General features: G+C 58.7%; 17 protein-coding genes and 1 riboswitch. Of the genes, 8 read left to right on the forward strand and 9 right to left on the reverse strand.

The window, feature by feature from the left end:
• Positions 1-8: 8 nt before the first annotated feature.
• Entirely contained in the window at positions 9-3,404 is a 3,396-nt protein-coding gene (locus F7D08_RS04945) for a tetratricopeptide repeat protein (protein ID WP_152209589.1), read from the reverse strand.
• 194 nt (positions 3,405-3,598) lie between these two features.
• Between F7D08_RS04945 and F7D08_RS04950 the strand changes: the two genes are divergently transcribed.
• Both F7D08_RS04950 and F7D08_RS04955 read left to right on the forward strand, forming a co-directional pair.
• Positions 3,599-5,884 carry a hypothetical protein gene (locus F7D08_RS04950; protein WP_152209590.1) on the forward strand — a complete coding sequence of 762 codons (2,286 nt, stop codon included), beginning with the start codon at positions 3,599-3,601 and terminating at the stop codon, positions 5,882-5,884.
• 188 nt (positions 5,885-6,072) lie between these two features.
• Positions 6,073-7,851 carry an aryl-sulfate sulfotransferase gene (locus F7D08_RS04955; RefSeq protein WP_152209559.1) on the forward strand — a complete coding sequence of 593 codons (1,779 nt, stop codon included), beginning with the start codon at positions 6,073-6,075 and terminating at the stop codon, positions 7,849-7,851.
• Between the two features lie 3 nt (positions 7,852-7,854).
• Here F7D08_RS04955 and F7D08_RS04960 read toward each other — a convergent pair whose 3' ends face one another.
• The 3 genes from F7D08_RS04960 to ppgK all read right to left on the reverse strand — a co-directional run bounded on the left by F7D08_RS04960 (position 7,855) and on the right by ppgK (position 10,722).
• The gene (locus tag F7D08_RS04960; protein WP_152209560.1) at positions 7,855-8,640 is read right to left on the reverse strand and encodes an ATP-binding cassette domain-containing protein; all 786 of its coding nucleotides are present in this window, start codon (positions 8,638-8,640) and stop codon (positions 7,855-7,857) included.
• Positions 8,641-8,656: 16 nt separating this feature from the next.
• Positions 8,657-9,832: a pyridoxal phosphate-dependent aminotransferase gene (locus F7D08_RS04965; protein WP_193316194.1), complete on the reverse strand. Its 1,176-nt coding sequence runs from the start codon at positions 9,830-9,832 to the stop codon at positions 8,657-8,659.
• A gap of 122 nt (positions 9,833-9,954) precedes the next feature.
• Entirely contained in the window at positions 9,955-10,722 is a 768-nt protein-coding gene (gene ppgK / locus F7D08_RS04970; protein ID WP_100493662.1) for a polyphosphate--glucose phosphotransferase, read from the reverse strand.
• Between the two features lie 194 nt (positions 10,723-10,916).
• Between ppgK and F7D08_RS04975 the strand changes: the two genes are divergently transcribed.
• On the forward strand, positions 10,917-11,702 hold the full coding sequence (locus F7D08_RS04975) for a nitroreductase family protein (protein ID WP_152209561.1): 786 nt from the start codon (positions 10,917-10,919) through the stop codon (positions 11,700-11,702).
• 38 nt (positions 11,703-11,740) lie between these two features.
• On the opposite strand, the gene F7D08_RS04980 is transcribed toward F7D08_RS04975, so the two are convergent.
• A complete protein-coding gene (locus F7D08_RS04980; protein ID WP_152209562.1) occupies positions 11,741-12,754 on the reverse strand; it encodes a glycosyltransferase family 2 protein in 1,014 nt (337 codons plus the stop codon).
• A gap of 128 nt (positions 12,755-12,882) precedes the next feature.
• Positions 12,883-13,034, forward strand: a riboswitch (FMN riboswitch).
• Between the two features lie 5 nt (positions 13,035-13,039).
• On the opposite strand from F7D08_RS04980, the gene F7D08_RS04985 reads away from it, so the two are divergent.
• The 5 genes from F7D08_RS04985 (at position 13,040) to F7D08_RS05005 (ending at position 18,056) form a co-directional block, all read left to right on the forward strand.
• A complete protein-coding gene (locus tag F7D08_RS04985) occupies positions 13,040-13,684 on the forward strand; it encodes an ECF transporter S component (protein WP_152209592.1) in 645 nt (214 codons plus the stop codon).
• Positions 13,685-13,710: 26 nt separating this feature from the next.
• Positions 13,711-16,065 carry an energy-coupling factor transporter ATPase gene (locus F7D08_RS04990; protein WP_152209563.1) on the forward strand — a complete coding sequence of 785 codons (2,355 nt, stop codon included), beginning with the start codon at positions 13,711-13,713 and terminating at the stop codon, positions 16,063-16,065.
• 68 nt (positions 16,066-16,133) lie between these two features.
• Entirely contained in the window at positions 16,134-16,439 is a 306-nt protein-coding gene (locus F7D08_RS04995; RefSeq protein WP_152209564.1) for a YhbY family RNA-binding protein, read from the forward strand.
• A gap of 193 nt (positions 16,440-16,632) precedes the next feature.
• Complete coding sequence (locus tag F7D08_RS05000) at positions 16,633-17,268, forward strand: TM2 domain-containing protein (protein WP_152209565.1); 636 nt, start codon at positions 16,633-16,635, stop codon at positions 17,266-17,268.
• 368 nt (positions 17,269-17,636) lie between these two features.
• Entirely contained in the window at positions 17,637-18,056 is a 420-nt protein-coding gene (locus tag F7D08_RS05005) for a glycerophosphodiester phosphodiesterase (RefSeq protein WP_152209566.1), read from the forward strand.
• 108 nt (positions 18,057-18,164) lie between these two features.
• Here the strand turns inward: F7D08_RS05005 and F7D08_RS05010 are convergent, their stop codons facing one another.
• From F7D08_RS05010 to F7D08_RS05025, 4 genes are all read right to left on the reverse strand, one after another.
• The gene (locus tag F7D08_RS05010; protein ID WP_193316195.1) at positions 18,165-19,151 is read right to left on the reverse strand and encodes a D-2-hydroxyacid dehydrogenase; all 987 of its coding nucleotides are present in this window, start codon (positions 19,149-19,151) and stop codon (positions 18,165-18,167) included.
• A 64-nt stretch (positions 19,152-19,215) separates the two neighbouring features.
• On the reverse strand, positions 19,216-20,679 hold the full coding sequence (locus F7D08_RS05015; protein WP_152209567.1) for an MFS transporter: 1,464 nt from the start codon (positions 20,677-20,679) through the stop codon (positions 19,216-19,218).
• A gap of 627 nt (positions 20,680-21,306) precedes the next feature.
• Positions 21,307-22,326, reverse strand: a complete 1,020-nt coding sequence (locus F7D08_RS05020) for an ABC transporter permease (RefSeq protein WP_152209568.1) — start codon at positions 22,324-22,326, stop codon at positions 21,307-21,309.
• Positions 22,323-23,046: ABC transporter permease (locus F7D08_RS05025; RefSeq protein WP_152209569.1), on the reverse strand; the 724-nt coding region annotated here is incomplete at its 5' end. The genes F7D08_RS05025 and F7D08_RS05020, both read right to left, overlap by 4 nt.

Here is a 23,046-nt window from a genome sequence, read left to right on the forward strand (position 1 = left end):
CCCCTCAATCAGGTGGTCAGGGAACGCAGATACTGGGCTTGGATGACGTCGATGTCGCCGCCTTCGCCATCGTTCATGCGTGCCACGGCCACCGACAGCGTGCGGGCCGGCACGAACATGCCTTCGTCCACGCAGACGCGGGCGGCATCGCGCACGATGCCAGCGACCTCGATATTCGGCCAAACCGGCAGATCATGCGACGCCAGCACATAGGAGGCCGATTCCACGGATTCCGGCACATGGATGCATTGCGAGTCGGCACGAGCCACAAGCTCCTGCAATTCTCCTTCCAGGGAAGCGATGGCACCAGGCGCAATATGGTCGCTCATAATGTATGCGGCAACCGCGGTATCGAAATGATCGAGCATCCATTCGCAGTATGCGAAACGATAGTAGGCGAACGCCGCATCATCACGATCCAAGGCCACGCGCAACGCGTTCAGGCATGCGGCACGGGCCGAATCCCAATCCTCGTTACGCGCCAGTTGGATGGCCAGCTTCAAATGCGAAAGGGGGTACGCGGGAGCATAGGCGACCATACGGTTCAAATGCGGCACGGCGGCCGCGGCGCCTTTGATCTGACCAAGCACGTCAGCCAACTCCATATGCGCGTAGAACAGGTTGTCCGGGATGAGCAACGTATGTTCATCATGTGTGGCGAACAAGCGGTTGTAGACCACGCGCTCGGCATAGGAGTTGAAGTAGCGAGGCACGCCGGGGCCGGCCGCGAAAATCTGATCCATTCGGGCAACCGCCGATTCAGCCACCTCGATGGCCTGGTCGGCCTGTCCGGAGAACAGCAGATCGCGGGCCCGCAGACGCTCCTTATCAAGCTCATCGGCAAGCGTGAACTTGAAGTCCGGCGTATCCTTGCCATCAATCAGCGCGCTGGTCACCTCAGAGGCGAGATCGGTCAATTCCGGATCGCACATGGTACCGATGATATGCATCGCCTGCTGTGCCTTTTCCACGGAATCCAACTGATCGTTGTGGGCGATGGTGTGGAATTCGTTGACCGCGCGCTGCAGCCTATCCACACGCTGAATCGCCAGGCCGTCGCTACCGGAGGCACCCAATATCTGCGCGGTAGCCGAGCTGAACCCACGCTCCGCCAGTTCAGGCTCCTCTTGCGAACCCAATGGGGAGAAACGGGAATCGGCGAGATCGAAATCCGCGTTGATGGGCTTCAGACCGCCTTCGCCGTCCACATCCATCACCGCGCCGAACATACGGTAGGTGGCTTGCGGATGATCGAGCCCGTCCGTGTGCAGCCGCTCGAGGAAGGCATCACGGGTGAGCGTGACCGTGACCATGTTGCGCACGGTCGGATTGCTGCGCAGCACGCTCATCGGATCGGCATTGCTGATGTCCATATCGGCATCGTCCGCGCTCCGATTCGCGTCGCCATCATCATCCGAGCCAAGGCCGAAGGCCATCTCATCGATGTCAATGCCCTTCATCAGATCCTCGAACTGAGCATCGATGGATGTGTTGTCGGCGCCGGAGGCATTGCCGTCTTCCTGTGCCTCGGCATGCTGGTCGTTACCGGATTCTGCCGCATTCGCCGAACCGGAGCCGGAGCCTGCACCCGATGAGGACTTTTGGCTGAATGTCTCCTCATGCGTGATTGGACGCGTCGGATCGCCGTGGAAGTCTCCATCCTTGGGGTCGGCCTTGGACCCGGAACGGCCCAGATCGCCGCTGCGCAGATGCTCGAACGCACGCAACGCCTCGCTCATCATCTGTTCGATGGCGCTGTCTTGTTCGGCGATGGCCTCTTCCAATCCGATGGAGTCGATGTGCAACGAGACTTGTCTGACGGCTGGGCTGGCGCCGAAGCTCATCGCAGCCATCATCAGACCGACGCGCAGATTGTAGGCCACGCTCATGGCCGCGCGTTCGGTGCTCGAAAGGTTGCGCCATGTGTGCCTGGTGTCGTCATACCGGCTGTTCGGCATCATGGACGTTCCTGCGGTGGTGAAGCCGATCGCCACCTCCCCGTTCTCCAGGCAGGAGCGGAATTCCACATCGAAACGGTATGGCAGACGCAGACGACGCAGCAGTGTGGAAAGGGTCTGTCGATACACCCATTCGCTGGGTTTGCCGGCCTCGCCCGACTCGTCCGATTCGCCATCGCGCGCGAAACCGGCGTCCGAGTTTCGCGGATCGGGGAAATCATCGCGAATCTGCTCGGCCGTCCGCTTGGCGATATCGACCAAGCGCAGCACCGCCTGATGCTCATCAGCGCCGTCATAGGGGTCAAGAGCCATGATCGCCGGATTCTCGATCAGCTTCATGTCGATCTGTGCGGCTTCGGCACGGGTCACCGTGTCTTCAGTCAGCGTGCGCCCCAGTGAGGAATTACGTTCCAGCCATGCACTGACCGCGGCGAAGCGATTGAGATTGCCCTCGATCTTCAACGCCTTCAATGCCTGGGTGAACGCCAAGGATTTATCCCATGCGAAGAAATAACTGTTCGAGTAGCTGGAAGTATACAGATGCAATGCTTCGGCACCATGCACCGCCTCGAGTCCAGGCAGCTTATCCATCGCACCGGCCTCGCGCATCAGATCGGCGAAATGATCCTCCAAGCCGGACGCCCGCATGCCATGGGCGCGTGCGGCCAGCGTGTCCCTCACCGAACGGCGAATCGCGCCGATAGGCGCTTCACGGTTCAGACGGCGGAAGATGTTGCCGGAACCGAACCCGATAAGCAGCCCATTGATCTGCGGCAGCATGTACGCGGCGAAGAACGCAATGGCAATCGCATCGCGATATTCGAGATTGTGGCGCATATCGGCAGGCAGATTGGCGCGCATTTGCTCCAACGTGTACCGGTTGCCGGTCTTCAGCCAGGAGGCAAGCCACGTCATGCGACCGGTATCGTCTCGCCCGACCACACCACCGGCGATGGCGTTCACCGACTTGCCGGAGCGCCGACGCACCGCATGCTCCAGCGAACGCATCCGCCCGGCACGTGAATGCTCATCCAGCCCCAGACGCTCGCCATCCGGCAAAGTGACTTCTTTTTCCTTGCCGAACATGAACCGCGGCTTCATATCCTGCACGTCCATATCCGGGTCGGCCCCCACAAACACACGGCCATGCGAGTCCGCGAACGCCACTTGGGCAAAATGATCGCGATCCGGGAACACGCCCAACGAGAATCCACGCCCACGGGTGGATGGCAATTGCGCCCATCCAAGCACCAAGCCTTCCGGCACGTTCTCCAGGGCGGGGAATGTGTGACGCTTCACCACCGGGCTGATCGGCACCGCCCGACGAATCAGCTCGTCGATCACACCGCCCTTGCGCTCACTGTTTTCACGCAACGCATCTCCGAACGGATTGGTCTCAGCCTTCCTCGGTTTGACGAACCCCAGATCGGATGCGAGCGCGTTCATCGAATCCTTGAGCCCACCCAGTAACGACGTGTGAGGCTGCTTCTTGGGAAACGACATACGATTTGGCATGATTCACATTGTCTACTGTTTGCCAGACATACAGCTCGGCATAAAGCTTATAGAATAATGGCGTGCATTCCATAGACCTCTCTCCCGCAGCCGAGCCGGCAGCGCATCACACCGGGCCTTTCCGTATGATCAAGCGGATTCGTAGGCTGCTTGCCGTGGCCTTGGCCGCGCTGGCGATAATCACGGCGGTGGAATGCGTGGCGTTCAATATGCCGTTCTGGCGCACGCTCGGCGCCAGCACGGATAGCAACGCCGTGCATAATGCGCTGGGCAGCGGTCTGAAACGCACCGATGACGGTATGCTGACCGTCACGGATCCGACCAACGCCTATCTGGAATTGACCGCGGACGGCACATCCGATTTTCTTCGCATCGATACCGTCGACAGTTCGATCATCGCCAAGGCACGCGAGCAGGCTACCGAGCAATCCCGCGCACAGGGCGACGCCGTAATCCCGAAGCCCCTTGCCACCGTCCATGTGCGTGTGGATATTACCGGCACCGTCGCTGAAGCCAATGCCAATGCCGCGACCGCTGGCGCTGATGCCACCAGCCAAACCGCGCAAGTCACCTATAGCGGCAAGGCCCAATCCATCGGCATCGCATCGCCTCGCAGCCACTACATCAACGCGTCGGGCGCGGGCGTTGTCCGCGTATGGATTCAGGAGGAGCGCAACGCGGTAGTGCCGATCAGCGACGCCCGCGCCAATGTCAAGGTGCCGTTCGCATTCAACTGGGCCCGCGTGGCGGTCATGGTCCTGCTACTCACACTGATCGCGCTTTGGAGACCGGGCTCCTCGCTGTGGCATATTACGCTTAACCCCGCAAGTCTCAGGCAACGCCTTGCGTTCGCCGCCATTATGGCGATTCCCACCGTGGCGCTCGGGTGGTCGATCATCTGGCAATTGCTGTATTCCACCCCCCTGGCGTTCCACACGGCCGGCAATTACACCTATGACTTCGATCAGTATGCGCATGTCGCCGATTCCCTCATCGCCGGCCGCCCCTGGCTGGATCTGCCAGTGCCCGACCAGTTGGCACAAATCTCCAACCCCTATGACGTGCCCACACGATTGAAACTGCTCAGCGAGGGCGTGAACCCCATCTATTGGGATTACGCGTTCCATAACGGCCACTGGTACTCCTATTTCGGGGTGCTGCCGGCGGCCCTGCTCTTCGTCCCCTATCGTCTGGCGACCGGCCGCGCGCTTCCCACGGGTGCCGCGGAACAGTTCCTGATGCTGCTGTTCATCATCTTCTTCTCGATGCTGCTGTTGCGCATCATTCACCGCGTCATGCCGAAAACATCGTTGGCCGCCGCCTCGCTGGTCACGACCTCAGGTCTATTGGGCGCGCAAGTCGGATATTTGGTATACCGCACGAACTTCTATCAGGTGCCGTTCGCCGCATCGTTGGCGCTTACTTCACTCGGCCTCTGGTTCTGGCTGGGTGCGGATACGTCGGCTCGTCCCCTGTTACCTGCCGACCGCTGGCATGCCGGCAATGCCGCCCCACTTTCCCTCCCCCGGCTGGCCGCCGGCGCCTTGTGCATCGCCGCGAACTTCGGCTGCCGCCCCACTTTCACGCTTACAGCTTTGTTGGCGTTCCCCCTGTTCTGGCCGCAGATTCGCGCGATGATCAGCGACCTCAGGCAGCATAGGATTCCCCTGATGAAGGCGCTGCGAGCTCCCGCAGCCATGATTATTCCCGCCATCGTGGTGGTGACTCCATTGATGTTGTGGAACAAGGTCCGGTTTGGCTCCCTATTCAATTTCGGCAACGCCTACCAATTCACCGTCTCGGACATGACCCGCTACACCACTCCCGTAGTGGATATGCCGTCAACGGTTTGGTATTACCTGTTCCTGCCGTTGCGATTCACCCGGCAATTCCCATGGTTGGCCATTTCCCCGGCCCCCATGCCGGTTTGGGGATATTACGAGGTGATGGTCGGCGCATTGTTCACGGCAACCCCATTGATGCTCATGGCCTTGGTGCTGCCGTATCTCAGCAGCCTTGAAATGCACGGCATGCGTCCGTGGCTTTTGAGCTGTCTGGCGCTCGGCGCAGGGCTTATCGTATTCGACAGCGCCGTCGGCGGCTTGGGATGGCGTTACATGGCCGACTTCGGCTGGCTGGTCGCACTCGCTGCGGTTCCCGGCACCTTGTGGCTGATTAACGGCCGCGAACCGAGCACCTCGCTGGCCGGTGCGAACGACGCCGCTTCGGGTGATGGCATCACCCATGTGACCCCATGGCGTTGGCTGATGCGATGGACCGTACTGCTGCTGGTGCTGTGGGCATTGGCCATCGCCGTGCTGAGCTGCTTCGTATTGGCTAGGGATGATGCGATGATCACCAACGATCCTGCGCTCTGGTACAACGTGCAGTCTTGGTTCTCACTGCTGTAAGTACTGCAGTGCCCCCTGTGATGGTCCTGCATCCGCGTACACCAATCTCACAAACTACGTTTTTTGAGTCAAGCTTCGGCAAAGCTCCAGCGTATGCGCAGGAATTACCTGAGCCTTCTCCAAGTCTCGCGTCATAATGTACACGATGTAGTTTTTGTGTGCTTTATCGCTTAATCGTAAGGATTCCCATGTCCAGTACCGTGCGCGTACGCGTGTTCAAAATATCCGCCGCAATCATCACCATCGCCATCGCACTGGGCCTGTGCCTGTTCTACCAGGACGACGTAAGCGCAGCAATCAAGCAGCGCCGCGTGGAGCGCTTGAACGCCCAAGTGGAGAACATCTACACCACCGACTACCAGTCCATGATGGACGAGCAGCTCGCCGAAGAGCGTGACAGCAAAGAACGCACAGTAGATGACATCTACACCAAAGTGAATCCGTACGGCACGAACACCACATCCATGTACGTGTATTTCACCACCGATGAGGCCTCTACCGTGAGCTACACGGTCTCCGCGGACGGATACCCGGATTACACCGCCACCGCGGTAACCAGTGATGAGGCCGCGAGCGCCATCCGCTCCGCCATCAACGCTTCGGAAAGCTCCACCGGCGATACGCTGAGTCCCAGCGCTTCCGATGAGGATTCCGCGGCCTCCACCGTGTCCGAGGATTCACTGGCTTCCACCACGCATGAATTCCTGGTGCTGGGTCTGATCCCTGAAGTGAAGAACACCGTGACGCTGACCATCACCGCCGCTGACGGCACCGCCGTCACTCGTACCATCACTCAGAATGGTCCGAAGCTGCTTGGCAGCGAGGAAATCAAGCTTCAAGAGACCACAGCACCGGATAGCACCACGCTCGGCGAGCTCGGCAACGGCCTCTACGCCATTCTGGGCAATGATTCCAACGAGCAGGACTTCATGTACTACTACGACGCGAACGGCGTGCTACGCGGTGAAGTACCGGTGCTCTACTACCGTTCCCATCGTCTGCTGTTCGACAACAATGGCTTGATGTGGCTGTCCGCCTCCACCAAGAATTTCGTGGCGATGAACCGTCTCGGCAAGATTGTGAAGAACATCGATCTGGGTGATCGCTTTATTCTTCACCACGACTATGCGCTGGATTCCGACGGCAACATCGTCTCCCTGGCGACCGATCTGAAGCGCAGCGATCATGCGGTGCAGGATCAGGTGATCAAGGTCGACACCAGCACCGGCAAGGTGAGCCTCTTGGTTGATTTCGGCGAGCTGTTCGCCGACTACAAGTCCTCCACCGACCATTCCGGCATCGACGAATCAGATCCGACCGCCAAAAACCGTTGGGACTGGATTCACTTCAACACGATTCAGCTGATGGATGATGGCTCCGCGCTGCTTTCCGCGCGTGAAACCTCCACGATGATCAAAATCAACGACATCGAGGGGACGCCGAAACTGGATTACATGATCGGCGAGCCCACGGTGTGGGACGGCACCGATGAACAGGATTCCTTCCTGACCAAGGTGGGCGACTTCGGCGATACCGGCGGCCAGCATTCCATCACCGTGCAGTATGATTCCACGTTGCCGGCCGGCCAGTATTACGTCTATCTGTTCGACAACAACTTTGGCTATGCCATGACCCGCCCGGACTTCGATTGGACGGTGATCGACGGCATCTCCACCGCCCAATCGTCCAAGGATAAGAACTCGAACTCCCAGTTCCGCAAGTATCTGGTCGACGAAACAGCGGGCACCTACACCGAGGTGCAGTCCTTCGACGTGCCATACTCCCCGTACGTCTCCTCAGCGCAGGAGCTTTCCGATGATCTCAATCTGGTGGATACCGGCATGCAGGGCGTGTTTGGCGTGTATGACGATAACGGCGATCTGAAGGCCCAATACACGATGAACCTCTCCACCGCGTACATCTACCGCGTCTACCAGTACGGTTTCCGCGGCTTCTACTTCGCGTAGGTATCAGGCTTTCGCAGCCTCGTACCTGCGACGAATCAAATCCTCATAGAACGCCACGGCATCCTGAGGAGTGCCATCGAACACAACCGTGTGCTCATCCAATACGAGCGCACGGTCGATTGCATATTCGGGCCGGCGAATCATGTCCGTGTCATGCGTGGCGAAAATCACCTGCTTGTCATAGCTGAACAGCGCTTTGGCCACATGTGCGGTGCCGATTTCATCCAAACCTTTGCTGGGCTCATCGGCGACGATTGCGCTCGGTTCGAAGCTTAACGCCGCGGCAATGGCCAGCAGATGGCGTTTGAGCGAATCAAGCTCACTGGCCTTCGCGCGCGAGACCTGCGCCAGATCGAAATGCGCGAACAGGTTGCCGATACGGGCCTGACGCTCCCCCTCGGGGATCTTATGCTTTTTCAGCGCTTCGGAAACGGCTTCGGAGATGTTCTCCGCACGATAGAACGAGTTCGGAATCTCCTCACGGCGCACGATGCCTACCAAGTCGTTGATGCGCTTGGCGTCCTTCTTGATACTGGGGTCGAGTCGCTCTTCTCCGCCTTCGACACGGACCGCCCCTGCGGTGGCTTTCAACGTGCCATCCAGCAATCCCAGAAGGGTGGATTTGCCGGCGCCGTTCAGCCCGATAACTGCCACACGCTTCTCGCTGATGGTCAATGCGGTAGGCGCGAGGCCCAATTGACCGTCATCATAGGTGTGCCCGGCCTGCTCGAGGCGGAAGGTCAGCGATTGCGGGCGTGGCAGTTCTTTGGACTTGAAGAAGAATCCCATGCCGCCTATTGTAGGCCTAGCCTGCAAGGAGAGCAGCCACTTCCTCTAAGACCGCACGCACATTGCGCTCAAATTCCTCCGGTTCCGGCAGCAGGGAAATGGCCAAATAGCCATTAGACGTCATATCGAAGAAGTATCCGGGCTGGCCGCTGAGCCCATGATGTCCAATCAGACCTAATACCAGCTCATTTTCATCAATCACCGAAGGCACGCGCAGCAATACGTTCCATCCGCCTTCGGCGCGCAATACGCTTACCAGACCCTGAGGGTCGGCGTCGAGCATCGCATGAAGCCGATCTAGATTGCCGCGCACCCGCTCCTGCACTTTCGCGGTTTGCGCGGGAGCGACCTCAAGCAGCGCGGGAATCTTCTCGGCGATGATGTCGCTCATCGGCAGGTAGTCGTCGGCAATGACATCAAGTCGGCGCTTGGCCTCAGCCACATCATCAGCAGGTCCGGAGACCTGAATCCAACCGACTTTGGCATGCGGCGCGGCCAGCATTTTGGAAAAACCATCGAGCGCGAACGTCAATACCTCCGGTTCTCCGGCAAGTCGTGCGTTGCCGGAGAACGGCTCCAGACCATAGTCATAGAACACTTCGTCGGCAATCAACGCAATACCGTGTTCGCGGCACAGATTCACTATGGCTTTGCGCTCATCGGGCTTCACATACGAACCTGATGGATTGTTGGGATTGATCAGCACCAATGCGCGAATATCCGCGCCATTCGGCGAGCCAAGGATCTCCTCGAGGCCGGAGACGTCGATGAACCAAGAGCCGTCGAATTGCAGCTGGTATTCCACGGTTTCCACGCCCTCGAGCCGTGCGATGGATTCGATCAGCGGGTAGCCGGGCTTTGGCGCCAGCACCGCGTCACCGGGGTCGCACAGGAGTTTGATCAGCCATGAATACGCTTCGGAGGTGGAGCTGAGTATGTATAGGTCATCCTCATGCACCGGCAGCGCTCCCCCGTCCGAAAGGAATGCCGCCAAGGTCTCCCGCGCCGCTCGGGGGCCGCGTGGATCGGCCGTATACACGTTCGGCACCAATGCAGGAGCCAGACCGTGACGCGTGGGATTGGAATCATTGAGCTTGCCAAGCGTTATGCCCCGCACCTTGGCTTGGGCTTCCGCGGCGGCAATCGGGTTCGGGGCGCTGATATCCACTCGAGAGGAGAAATGCACGGTCATAGGCTCCCACATTAGAACCTGCCCCACCCTTTTCCCCGACTTGCTTCAATGCAATTCATCGGCACAACAAAAAGGCCCTCCTCGCAGAGGAGAGCCTGAAAGCGATACTATTATCGCCTATATCACTGCTGCTTGGTGCTGGCGTAGTAGGCGGCGCCTACGATACCGGCCTGGTTGCGCAGCTTGGCGGGCACAATCGGCGTCTTGATATCCACGTACGGCAGGAACTTCTCGCTCACACGGCTCACGCCACCGCCCACGGTGAACAGATCCGGATTGAAGTACTTCTCCATAAGGCCGTAGTACTTGGTCAGTCGCTTGGCCCACTTCTTGTAGCCCAGGTCCTCGTTCTCGCGCACGGCGGAGGAAGCATATTTCTCGGCATCCAAATGCTTGGCGCTCAGAATGATATGCCCCAGTTCCGTGTTCGGAATCAACTGGCCGTTGTAGATCAGAGCGGTGCCGATGCCGGTGCCCAGTGTGGTAGCGATGACCAGACCCTCCTGGCCCTTGGCGGCGCCGTACTGCACTTCGGCAAGGCCTGCAGCATCGGCGTCGTTCACCACAACGACCGGGCGGCCGCATGCTTCGGAGAACACTTCAGTGACGTCCACGCCAATCCAGGACTGGTCGAGGTTGGCCATGAAGTCCAGCTTCTGCCCGGGCTTGATCGGAGCCGGGAATGCGATGCCCACCGGAGCGGATTCGGGAACCTCGAAGTGATCGAGCTGCTGCTTAACGATGGCAGCCACAGCCTGAGGCGTGGAAACCTCCGGGGTCAGGATCTTGAGACGGGGCTCGGCGAAATCGCCCTTCTCCAGATCAACCGGTGCCGCCTTGATGCCGGAACCGCCAATGTCAACGCCAAAAGCCTGTGCAGTTTCAATCATCGTTGACCTTCCTTTCGTTTGGGACGAGGAATCACTTTGCCCTAAGTGTAACGCCGCGCAAAGCACATTCCAAAGATTGCGGCCACGCGTTGCAATCGTGTGCATCGGCTACGTAGTCGATGTTTCGACGACACACTCGAAAAGTCCGGCGTTGCGCATGCTGCGCCGACGGGGAACGGGTAATAATAAGAGGCATGGCAGAACATAATCAACTTATTGATGCGATTAATATTCGTACCGCGGTGCGCGCCTATGATGACGAGCCAATCGATGACGATGCGGCACGTCAGCTTGAAATGGCATTGCAGCCGGTCAACCTGCTCGGCAATCTGAACCTGCAGCTGGTGTTGAACCAGCCCAAAGTGTTCGAGGAGGCGAACGCCTCCGGTCATTTGACCGGCGCCGCGAACTATCTGGCTCTGGTGGTCCCTAAGGGTGACGAGCAGGCCAGGGAACGCGCCGGCTTTTATGCCGAACGTGTGGTGCTTACCGCGACCCTCCGCGGCCTGGCCACCCTGTGGGTGGCCGGCTCTTGGAACAAGACCGAGGCCGCCAAGCATTGCCGCATCGCCGGCAACGAGGAACTATTGCTGGGCGTGGTGATCGGTCATCCGAAAAATCATCTGGCTTACCAGTCGATGACCTACGACGAGCTGTGCGAGCGTCAGCGCACGCACCGTTCCTGCAAGACCTATGAACAGTTCACCGTCACGATGGGCGACGAGGCTCGTGCACAGGCTCCGGACTGGTTCAGGGCCGGTGTCGAAGCCGCGATGAAGGCACCGAGCGCGATGAACCGCCAGCCGATCACATTCTCCTATAATCCAGATGATGATACCGCGGCCGCGCATATCGACACGACCGCAGGCGACGAACATCACGCGTTGAACGATTTGGGTATCGCCAAGCTGCACTTCCAGATCGGTGCCGGTCAGGGCCAATGGGCCTGGGGCGACGGAGGCCTGTTCATTCACCAGTGATAAAAAAAGCTCCCTCTGATGAGAGAGCTTTTTCCTATTTACTCCAGCGGAGGCATCGGCTTCCAGTCGGGATCGTGCATGAGCTTGCGTGAATCCCACCAGCCTTGGGCGATCTTGGACAAACCTGTTTTCACATGTTCGCGATCCACCATCACGAGGCGAATCACTTCCTTGATCGCGGTCAGCACGGTGCCCAGACCGAAGATCAGCGGGTGGAAGTCGCCATGCACCATAAAGTAACGGGCCATGTAGCCACGGTTGCGCATGATGTGGTAACGGTTCATGTCGGAGGTGGAGTTGAGCTGGCGCACACCGGCGATGTCCCAATTGCCGATTTCGCGGGTGCGGCGCAGAATCACATCCGGCACCACAATCGGATTCGTGACCTTGCTGGCACGGTAGCCGTAGATCGTGTCATCCCAGTAGATGAAGAAGCGTGGATCCGGCAGACCGATGGCCTTGACCACACGGCGGTTGAACAGGCCGCCCTCGAAGCATAGCGTGTCCATCACACGGTAGCCGGCCGGGCCGAACGCGGCCGGAGCGATGGGGTTCGGGATGCCCAGCGGCACATTGAAATCGTACTGCCAGTAGAACGGGCCGCCATCGTAGTCATAGCGGGATCCCTGAATGACCTCATGCTTACCGGTCCACTTGGCGAGCTTGTCAATGGCGTCCGGCAGCACAGCCACATCGTCGTCCATCACCCAGAACCATTCGGCACCAAGCTCGTAGGCCTTCTTCACGCCTGCGGAGAAACCACCCGCGCCACCGAGATTCTCGGTTTGCGGGGCATACACCACGCGCCCCTCGTTGCCGGAGAGATCCGCCACGGTAGTCCCCCACTGGCCGGTCACCTTCGCGGAGAATTCACGAACCATGTCGGCGGTCTTGTCGGAGTGCTCGTTGTCGACGATGATGATGCGCCAAGGTGCCTGTTCCAGCGCGAGAATCGAATCGAACAGCACTTCAAGCAGCTGCTGGCGCTTGAATGTGGTGACGATCAGGGCAAGTTTGTTGATGGTTCGCTTTGCGGCGTGCTTTTCACTCATGGGTTCCATTCTATGCACACTTGTTCCCTAGCTCACACGAACGGTGTTCAGCGCGAGCAGCTGCATCGTTTTTTGCCCACAATGAAATGCAGCTTGCATCTGTACGTGCCATGGCGTATGAATGTGCCTGTCAGTTTCAGGGAAGGTGAAATTCCTTACTGGCGGTGATTCTGCGCCCGGGATGCAAAACGGACGTGCAGACGAGCCCGCGACCCGCGGAAGCGGCTGATTCGGTGAGATTCCGAAGCCAACGGTATAGTCCGGATGGAAGAAACGAGGGCTCCGATGAGCATTTCTTCGCGCATTCGCATGCAAGCAATCCGTTCCGTCACACCCGAGGCGGAAGGCGCAGCCGGTTCGGCCACCAACGCCAAGCTCGGTTCGCACTCCACCGGTGTCGCCGATTCCGGCCGCTGGTCCACCAGGCGCATCGCCATGTACGCCCTGTTCGTGGCGCTGGCCATGGTCACCAGCTTCATTGAGTTCCCGATTACACCAGTCGCCTGGCTGAAGTATGACCCGTCCGGCATCGTCTGTCTGATCGCCGGCTTCGCATACGGCCCATCCGCCGCCGCCATCGTCTCCGTGCTGGGCTTCGTTCCTCATATGTTCGCCGACCCATGGGGTTCGCTGATGGCTGTGCTCGTGGCACTGTGCCTGTCCGTTCCGGCTTCGCTAATCTACCGTAAGATCCGCTCCCGCAAGGGCGCCGCCCTCGGCATTCTCGCCGGAGCCGTGCTGGCCATCGTGGCCGCGCTGCTCGGCAACCTGGTGATTACCCCAATCTACGCGCACATGTCGTACGCCGCGGTCGCCGCCATGATCCTGCCGATTCTGCTGCCGTTCAACCTAGCGAAGATGGCCATCCACGCCGTGGTGACCTTCCTGATCTACAAGCCCATCTCCAACCTGCTCTCCAAGCAGCAGTGAGCGCCAAGCAATAAGTATCACCAACAATGAATTCATCCAAAGCCCAGACGCCAGCCGCCGAGCTCAACCATATTCGATTCAGCTATGACCATGGCTCGACATGGGCGTTGGATGATGTGTCGCTCACCGTATACACCGGTGAGCGACTCTGCCTCGTAGGACCGAACGGCTCGGGCAAGTCCACCTTAGCTCGGCTGATCGCTGGTCTGACCGCGCCCGACGCCGGCGCAGTAACGCTACTTGGGCACACCGTATATACGTCATCAGCCGGCCCGAATGCCGTTGAATACCGAGCCGCCCGTCGCGGCATCGGCATGGTGTTCCAAAATCCGGAAGACCAGATCGTGACCACCGTGATCGAGGACGATGTGGCCTTCGGACCGGAAAACCTAGGGCTGGAACGTCTCCATATCGGCGAGCGCATCGAATCGAGCCTCAAGGCCGTAGGCCTTGCCTCGCATCGCGCTTCGGACCCCACGCGCATGAGCGGCGGTCAGCAGCAGCGTGCAGCCATCGCCGGCATGTTGGCCATGAATCCGGCCATATTGGTGCTCGACGAACCCACCGCCATGCTGGATGAGACCGCACGTGCGGAAGTCATGACCGTGCTTGACACACTGCAGGCTCGGGGAACCACCATCGTGCACGTGACCCATCACGCCGATGAGACGCTTCGCGCCGACCGCATCGTGCATATGGAGCAGGGGCATATCGTCGAAATCGTCAGCCCTCATGATGCGCCTTGCCCCGAACCAGGGGTTAGACGGAGCGCGGTGGCCGTCGAAACATCCGCATCTTCGGCCGACGGCAATCTGCCGCTTCTAGGCGAACGGGGATTGGAAAGCGATTCGGCTGCGGTCCATTCACCGGCGTCCATCCGTGTGGAGCATCTGCAGTATCGCTATGGTTCGGGACGTACGGTCATTCGAGACCTATCATTCCGCGTCGAGCAAGGCGAAACCCTGGCGATCATGGGCGCCAACGGCTCCGGCAAATCCACATTGGCGAAACTGCTCTGCGCGTTGGGAAGACCCGTCTCCGGGTCCATCGAGGTAGCTGGCGTTCCGGTGTCTCAGGCGCCGAAGCGCACCGGCAAACCTCGTTACGCGAACCGCAGGCAACTCACGCAACTGCGCAGTCGCGTCGGTTATGTGATGCAGCATCCGGAGCATCAGCTGTTCGCAGATACCGTGGCCGATGACGTCGCTTACGGGCCGCGCAATCAAAAGCTGGATGAGGCACAGGTCGAGGCTCGCGTGAATCACGCATTGGAAGCCTTGCATATCAAGCATTTGGCGAATCACTCCCCCTTTGACCTTTCCGGAGGCCAGCAACGGCTGGTCGCCATCGCTGGCGTGGTGGCATGTCAGCCGGAAGTGCTGATTATGGATGAGCCCACGGCGAGCTTGGACGTAAGGGCCAGGGCGCGCATCCATGAGTTGATTCGCACCCTGCAACGCCAGGGGGTGACCATCGTGATGATTACCCACGACCGCGCCGAGGCGTTCGCTTTGGCCAACCGTGTGGTCTGCATGCCGGATGAGCATGAAACCATGCGTGAAACATCCTCCCAGACGAACGCTTCGGCAACTTCCCAGTTGGAGGACGGAGCCAAGCCCTCACATGAGCTTTCCTATGTGAGCAGACTGGACCCTCGCGTGAAAATGGTAGGATTCCTGGCTGCCATGTTCACCATGTTCGCGGTCAATACGCCTGTGCAGCTCATATTGGGCGCAGCTGTGACATTCGGCATCATCGCTGCCGCGAGAATCCATCCGATTCAACTGTTTGCCGCCATTCACCCGATTTTGGCCCTGCTCGCTGTGATGAGCCTGACCAATCTCGTCGTGGTACGTACCGGCGGCACGCTGGTCGGTCTCGGCCCGCTTTCCATCACCTCAGATGGCGTGATGATCGCGGTACTCTACGCATGCCGATTCGCTTTGGTGATCATTCTCGGCGCGGTGTTCTTGTGGACCACCACCCCCACGGCCATGACCGATGCCTTCGAATCCTTGTTGCACCCACTGCAACGAATCGGCCTGCATACGCAGGAGATCGCACTGGTCATGAGTCTGGCGTTGCGCTTCATTCCCACACTGACCGGCGAGACTAAGTCAATCATCGATGCCCAGGCGGCGCGCGGCGGATCGGTGGAAACCGGCTCTCTCGGGCAACGTGTGAAAGCCATGAGCGCGATCATCGTGCCCGTGTTCGCAGGCACCTTGCGCCATGCCAACAATCTGAGTTTGGCGTTGGATGCCCGCTGCTACGAGGAAGGCATCACACGCACCCATTGGCGCGTGTTCTCCCCCGGTCCGGCCGATGCCGTATTCGGCGCGGTCATCCTCGCATACATTGTGGCCATCGTATTGCTGTAGATGGTTGCCTGCGCCACATCCGGCCCCGCGGCTATGCTCAAGTGGTTACTCGAACGTAAGGAATTCCCATGGCATTAACCAAAAAGCAAATCAAGCAGCTGCGCGCAATGGCCAATTCATTGAAGCCGCTGTTTTATGTCGGTAAGAACGATCTGACCGAGGCGGCCATCAAGCAGGCCGACGAAACCATTGAAAAGCATGAGCTCATCAAGTGCGCCGTGCAGGACGGCTCGGGGCTCACCGCCAAGGAGGCCGCCGCCGAACTCGCCGAACAGCTCGGTGCTGAAGTGGTGCAGTCCATCGGCAATCGTTTCGTGATTTATCGCGCATCCAAGCGCGAGGATGTGGAGCACATCAAACTCGTGCGCGAGTAAGGCTCTGGAGCATTTAGCCCCGCACGAATTGCCTATGATGTGGCCGGCCTGCTTGTTTGGAGGAACACAGCGGCCGGCCACATCATGTTATACGAGCCGATGCTGCGAGCCGTTGTTCCCGTTTTAGGCAAAACGTGAGAAGATGTATATCAATGACGAAACAACATCGCCATGCATCTCGAGAAGGGACCCAATGATGAGTAACGATCAGCAGCCATATGCTCCAGCCAATCCGGAACCCAACGCATACACCGCTCCAGAACCATCGGGCGCACCGAACGCGTACACGCAACCGGTACAACCGGCTGGCGACTATGAGCAACCGCAAGCGAATGCCTATGAGCAGCCAGCACCCAACCAACAATATGCTCCGCAGCCAGGCGATGCGCGGCCCAGCGCCTACGCCGCTCAGCCCGGATATACGCAACAGTCCTACGGGCAGCAGTATGGCCAGCCGCAATATGCACAGCCACAGTATGGTCAGCCGGCCAACCCGTACACGCAGCCGCAATACAGCTCTCCTAACCCTCAGTATGCCACGCCGCAATATAACGCCCCGCAGTACGGTGCCGGACACTCGTCCAAGTCCAAACTGGCCGCTGGTCTGCTCGGCATCTTCCTCGGCGCCTTCGGCGTGCACAACTTCTATCTCGGCAATACCGGCAAAGCCGTTGCGCAGCTGTTGCTCACCTGCGTGGGCTGGATCCTCATTGGACTCGGCCCTCTGGCCGCCACCATCTGGGGTCTGGTGGAAGGCATTCTCATCCTCACCAGCCGATATGGCTCCCCGTGGCATCAGGACGCCAACGGTCAGGAATTGACCGACTAACGGCGGTCAGCCTGTTCAACCGCCTCATATCATCAATCACGACACACCGACCATGCATGACCAATGTTGTGCATGGTCTTTTTTGTTGTCTACATTTCCTCTAAAACGAACATAGTTTATGTTCACTTTTGCAAAAAACACACAGCGAATATCACAGCAAAACAATACCTTCCAAAACAGTTACCAGTATATGAATTACTTATTAAACAGCTAATTTCCAGCATTATTGATGCTAATCTAAGGAACCAGCACAGACCAATGTGCATATCCTTTCTCACAAGGGCAAGGATTATAGATGTGCGTTTTACTACGTAATTGAACATTACCGACTTCACCATGAAGCACGGCAGGACAATGAAAGGACCATCATGGCTGAAGAAAAAGTCATCGTCGTAGACCCAGATATGTTCGGCAAGGATGCTCAATCCAAGACCACCAAAGCCAATGAAGTAGCCAAGAGCTTCGGCATCAGCGATCAGGCGCTCGACGAAGTGGAGTATTTCAAGACCCAGCTGACCAACCACAATGCCTGGGATCTGCCATTTATGGGATACGTGAATGAAGACGGTTACGGTTACGCCTATGTTCCTGACGCCGCCATCACCATGAATCCGTACTGGGATGCGCACAAGGCCTTCCTCGCACTGCCTGAGGATGTGCAGACCGCATTCGCCATCCGCATGCTGTTCACCCACCGCCCTGTGGATCGCTACGGCGCCGCCATGTTCCTGCACTACCAGCGTGGCTTCAAGGTCGACTTCGAAGGCAACGGCGCGAACAAGTACTGATCGTCACTGATCGCTCGTTCGGTCATTCGCTTCCCTGAGTGCATGTGCCCCTCGCAAGGCAATGATGTCTTGCGAGGGGCACATGCACTGTATGCCGAACGAAACAGCTCAGCGACGCACGAGATTAATCAACTCCTGTTGTCGCGCGTAACGAGACACATTCGTTTGCACGATGCGAATAATCCGCTCAGACGTCCGCTCCAAATGATTGCCGCCGGCCACATGCGGAGTGATCAGGCAGCGAGGTTCATTCCACAGCGAACTGGACTCAGGAAGCGGCTCCGGTTCGGTAACATCCAGACCGGCTCCATGAATCCGACCTTCGTGCAACGCCTCGGCCAGAGCATCCGGGTCGATGACATCGCCCCTGCCGGCATTGATGACGATGGCGGTTCCCTTCAGACGGGACAAGCGTGCAGCATCCAGCAGATGATGGGTTTGCGGCGAGCGCGGCACGGCGAGCGCCACGACATCCGCCAACGGCAGCAACGCATCCAGTCGTTCGAAGCCATACATCTTTTCGATGCCCTGCGCCGGCATATCGGCGTGACGGCGCACGCCAAACGTGCGCATGCCAATGCCTTGGGCCAACCGCGCGAAATGCGAACCAATATCACCGGCTCCAATCACCAAGGCGATGCCGCCTGCAGGGCTCAACACCGGGCCCTGATCCCGCCAGCGATGCTCACACTGATTCGCGGCATACTGGTTGATGTTCTTCATCAATGCCCACATCATGGCAAACATGTGCTCGGAAACGCTTTGCCCATAGGCGCCGGAAGCATTGGTGACCATGGTACCGCGAGGCAATACCCCTTCCTTGAGGTAAGCGTCCACACCTGCGCTGAAGGTTTGCAACCATTCGAGTCTCGAGAATTGCGCGGCTTCGTTTGGAGGGAAGTTGCCAATCACCGCCGTGGCCTTGGCGCGCAGCTCTTTCGGAATGGACACTGGCCACACCATATCCGTGCGATGGGCATAGTCGCCTACGAATTCCTGTGGCACACCATATGCCGCCTTGACGAATGCCTGTTTTTCGGATTCGTCAAGCGGCAGACAATTGACGATGAGCTTATTCGCGTTTTCGATTCCCATGGTTCACCAACCTAGGCCGCGGTGCGGATAAAAACGGCTTCCCTCGCGGAGGCCCAGAAACCGACTAACGACGTGTGGCGCGGATATGAAAAGCAGCAGACAAACAGCTCCAGCCAATCACGCAAATCACAGTCATCGTGGCGAAGGTCCATGCGCCACCGATCGCCGTGGCATGAGCGAACTGTGCGGTGCCCTCTTCGCCGGCACCGGCCTGCGCCACGGCGAGAATGGTGGAGAACAGGGCCGTGCCTGCCGCACCGCCGAACTGCAGGCAGGTGTTGAAGATGGCGTTGCCGTCCGGGCGGAACTCGTGCGGCACGCCACTCAAACCGCTGGTCATGATATTGGCGGCACCAACGGCGTAGAAGAAGCCAAAGATGAAGTAGAAACCGCACAGCATCCCCGCCGTCAGGTGCATCGAGAAGACGAGCATCAGCACCGGCCCCAGGATGGCAATGCCAATAGGAATCAGAATCGGCTTGACCGCGCCGAAACGGTCGTACAGCCAGCCACCCACGGGTGCGCACACCGCGCCGATCAATGCGCCTGGCAGCACCAGAGAGCCTGCCACGAATGCGCTCACGCCAAGTGCGAGCTGGGAAACGTTGGTGATCACGTAGCCATATCCGATGGCCACCAACGGCAATACCAGATAGGCGATAACATGCAGCAACACCACCGGGTCACGCAGAATGCCCAAGCGCAGCAGCGGCGAAAATGTCTTCTTGGAACTCAAGGCGAACAGCATCAGGGAGCCCAAGCCAATAATGAGGCTCACGATGGCAATCGCAGCGGATCCGGTGACCTGCTGGCCGGATACCGCTGCGCTGATGGCCACGCCACCTTGATTCAGAGCCAGCACCAACCCTGCCAATGCCAAGACAATGGAACCCAGCTGAATTGGATCAAGGAAGGCTGGCTCGGTGGGAACTTTCTGTTCAATGCATTTGACGCCGATGAACGCAGCGATCACCACCAACGGAATCACAATCACGAAAATGGCTCGCCACGGCAAGACTGTGGTCACAGCACCGCCCACGGTCGGCCCGATGGCCGGCGCCACAGTGATGACCAGGGAACCGACGCCCATCAGCCGTCCGATTTTGGAGCGAGGCGATTGTTCCAGAATGATGTTCACCATCAACGGTGTGGCAATGCCGGAGCCTATGCCCTGAATGATGCGGGCCACGATCAGCAGCGGGAAGACGCGGGCGACAATCATGATCAGCGAACCGATAATGGCCAAGACCACTGCGGCAAGGAAAATGCCTTTCAGGGGAAAACGGCGCTTCAGGAACGAGCTGATCGGCATCGTGGCGGCCACGGACAGCAGATAAATCGTAGTGATCCATTGCACGGTGGCAGTATCCACATGGAATTCGCGCATCAGCGAGGGGAACAACACCGTCATCACCGTCTCGGTGAGAATCCCGATGAACGCCAATGAGCCTACAGCCACAATGGCGCCAATGAGTTTCGGCGGGATTTTCTCCGTATCGAGCGCGCGTGCCTGCTCAGTTTCGGGCATAGGAAAGCTCCTCTACGTCTTTGGTTCAACAAAGTGGAATATCAGGTTTACCAACCGGCGTATGTGTCTCTACGCACCATCTGATAGGACCGAAAAAATCCCGATGATACGCCCCGTTTATAGCCAGAACGAATATTAAGCCTGAAGGAGGACTCCCGGAAACGCCAGAGCGCTCTGTTACGGTGCCGTTGCCGTGTTCCTGACGCTCCGCAGCCTTAAGTGTGGGACGCAAATGCAGATTTGACGACAATGCAGTTACGTCCCATTTCTCATGCCGTTCCCCGGAATACGCGATTACGAAAACGGCGGAATTACGCCATTTTTTGTTGCTCCACGAGAGTGGATAACACAGTGCCAGCGGAACGCAAATGCAAAACCCTCCAAAATGCAGTTGTGTCCCACAATTCCCTGGCACCCGCGCCCTGGAATATGCAAAAACGTGTGGGGCGCAGTTCGGATTCCCGAGCTGCGCCCCACACGTCGATGAAAGGAAGAAAAGAGAAAGGAGAAAGCTTGCGGTGTTCGCCCCGGCGCACCACTCCCCTGCTCTATGACGAGCGGATGAAGAGTGATCGCGACCGGGGCACACCTATTGAGTTATTGTTCAGTTATCGCTTGGGTCGGGCCCTATTTTTTCTCCCCGACTGCCATCACGGCGCGCTGCAGCACCACGAAGACGAGAATCATGAGGCCGACCACGATGGTGGTCCATTCGGCCGGCACGCCGAAGTCGGAGGTGAGCGGGTCGAGGATGGAGCGCACCAGAGCGCCGAGCACGGAACCGAGCACGTAGCCGAAGCCACCGGTGATGATCGTACCGCCGATAACCACGGAGGCCACTGCGTCAAGCTCCCAGCCCACACCAACGGTGTTCTTTGCGGAACCGATGTTGGCGGTGTACACGATGGAGGCCAGAGCCGCGAGGATTGCGGAGGTCAGGTAGATGGTGTACTGGGTGCGCTTGACCGGCAGACCCATCAGCTCAGCGGAGGAGCGGGAGCCGCCGATGGCGTAGATGGTACGACCGGTGCGGGTGTGGTGCAGGAAGATGTAGCCGTAGATCACAACAACCAGAGCGATGATCACGCCGACGTTGAAGGACAAATCGTTGGAGATCTTCGGGTTATCGATGATCTTGATCTCGTTGGCGATGAAGGCGAAGTTGTTGTTGTCCGGGAAGGTCAGGGAGTCGGTGGAGATGATGGAGGCGATACCACGGGCCAGGAACATCGTGGACAGTGTCGCGATGAACGGCTGCATGTTGAATTCCTCAATCAGCGTGCCGGCCAGAAGACCGAACACGGCACCGATCAGGAGCATGATGACCATGACCAGGACGGCGGGGACACCGGCGTTTGCCAGTTTCAGACCGACGACTGCGGTGATTGCCACGATGGCGCCGACCGACAAATCGATACCACCGGTCAAGATCGGCAATGTCATGGCCACAGCCAGGATAATCAGGTAAGCGTGGTCGATGAACAGGGAGGAGATGAAGCCCAGTCGGATGTAGGTGCCGAACAGTGCCTGTCCCATGATGATCATCAGGAGGAAGATCACAACGGCCGCGAGGGTCGGAATCATCTGACGATCGAGCTTGAAGCCCTTCTTAGGAGCCTTTACCTTGTTTGCCGTAGCTGTTGTCATGCTGCCACCGCCTTAGCTTGAGCCTTGAGCGCGCGCTTACGCTTCATTGCCGCACCCAAGTTGTGGATCTTAGGAGCCTGCATCACGCAGATCACGATCACGACGACGGCGAAGAAGGCCGGGGTTGCTTCGGCGTTGATGCCGAGGGTGATGATGGTCTTGCGGATCATGGCGATAATCACAGCGCCGACAGCAGAGCCGGCGAGGGAGAACTTACCACCGAGCAGCGAGGTGCCGCCGATGACGACTGCCAGAATGGCGTACATTTCGAGGTCTTGACCGGTCTTGACCACGTCGACGCGCATCACGGATGCGGTGGCGAACAGACCAGCGATAGCCGCAAGGAAGCCGGAGACCGCGTAGACGAGGAAGAGGATCTTCTTCGGCTTGATACCGGTCATACGGGAGGCTTCCTGGTTGATGCCGACGGCCTCGATCATCATGCCCATTGCGGTCTTACGGCACAGCAGGCCGACGAGGATCACAATGACCACGGCGATGACGAAGTTGGCGGGGATGCCGAGGATGAAGCCGTTGGCGATCCACTTGAGCGGTTCGTTGCCGGCGACGGCGGAGGCGTCGGTGTTTTCACCGGAGGTGATTACCTTGGCGATACCACGGCCGGCGAGCATCATGATCAGGGTGGTGATGAACGGCTGCAGACCGAGCAGGGAGACCAGAGCGCCGTTGACGCAGCCGATGACCAGGCCGACGAGCAGG

This window comes from Bifidobacterium cebidarum (genome assembly GCF_009193305.1).
Classification (GTDB): Bacteria; Actinomycetota; Actinomycetes; order Actinomycetales; family Bifidobacteriaceae; genus Bifidobacterium; species Bifidobacterium cebidarum.

What these genes read in the sequence shown, in the direction of transcription:
- ppgK (WP_100493662.1), bottom strand. Translation starts at nt 10,722, where the DNA reads ATGATTGAAACTGCACAGGCTTTTGGCGTTGACATTGGCGGTTCCGGC.
- F7D08_RS05020 (WP_152209568.1), bottom strand. Translation starts at nt 22,326, where the DNA reads ATGACAACAGCTACGGCAAACAAGGTAAAGGCTCCTAAGAAGGGCTTC.
- F7D08_RS05005 (WP_152209566.1), top strand. Translation starts at nt 17,637, where the DNA reads ATGGCTGAAGAAAAAGTCATCGTCGTAGACCCAGATATGTTCGGCAAG.
- F7D08_RS04975 (WP_152209561.1), top strand. Translation starts at nt 10,917, where the DNA reads ATGGCAGAACATAATCAACTTATTGATGCGATTAATATTCGTACCGCG.
- F7D08_RS05010 (WP_193316195.1), bottom strand. Translation starts at nt 19,151, where the DNA reads ATGGGAATCGAAAACGCGAATAAGCTCATCGTCAATTGTCTGCCGCTT.
- F7D08_RS04955 (WP_152209559.1), top strand. Translation starts at nt 6,073, where the DNA reads ATGTCCAGTACCGTGCGCGTACGCGTGTTCAAAATATCCGCCGCAATC.
- F7D08_RS04980 (WP_152209562.1), bottom strand. Translation starts at nt 12,754, where the DNA reads ATGAGTGAAAAGCACGCCGCAAAGCGAACCATCAACAAACTTGCCCTG.
- F7D08_RS04950 (WP_152209590.1), top strand. Translation starts at nt 3,599, where the DNA reads ATGATCAAGCGGATTCGTAGGCTGCTTGCCGTGGCCTTGGCCGCGCTG.
- F7D08_RS04965 (WP_193316194.1), bottom strand. Translation starts at nt 9,832, where the DNA reads ATGACCGTGCATTTCTCCTCTCGAGTGGATATCAGCGCCCCGAACCCG.
- F7D08_RS05015 (WP_152209567.1), bottom strand. Translation starts at nt 20,679, where the DNA reads ATGCCCGAAACTGAGCAGGCACGCGCGCTCGATACGGAGAAAATCCCG.
- F7D08_RS05000 (WP_152209565.1), top strand. Translation starts at nt 16,633, where the DNA reads ATGATGAGTAACGATCAGCAGCCATATGCTCCAGCCAATCCGGAACCC.
- F7D08_RS04985 (WP_152209592.1), top strand. Translation starts at nt 13,040, where the DNA reads ATGAGCATTTCTTCGCGCATTCGCATGCAAGCAATCCGTTCCGTCACA.
- F7D08_RS04990 (WP_152209563.1), top strand. Translation starts at nt 13,711, where the DNA reads ATGAATTCATCCAAAGCCCAGACGCCAGCCGCCGAGCTCAACCATATT.
- F7D08_RS04945 (WP_152209589.1), bottom strand. Translation starts at nt 3,404, where the DNA reads ATGAACGCGCTCGCATCCGATCTGGGGTTCGTCAAACCGAGGAAGGCT.
- F7D08_RS04995 (WP_152209564.1), top strand. Translation starts at nt 16,134, where the DNA reads ATGGCATTAACCAAAAAGCAAATCAAGCAGCTGCGCGCAATGGCCAAT.
- F7D08_RS04960 (WP_152209560.1), bottom strand. Translation starts at nt 8,640, where the DNA reads ATGGGATTCTTCTTCAAGTCCAAAGAACTGCCACGCCCGCAATCGCTG.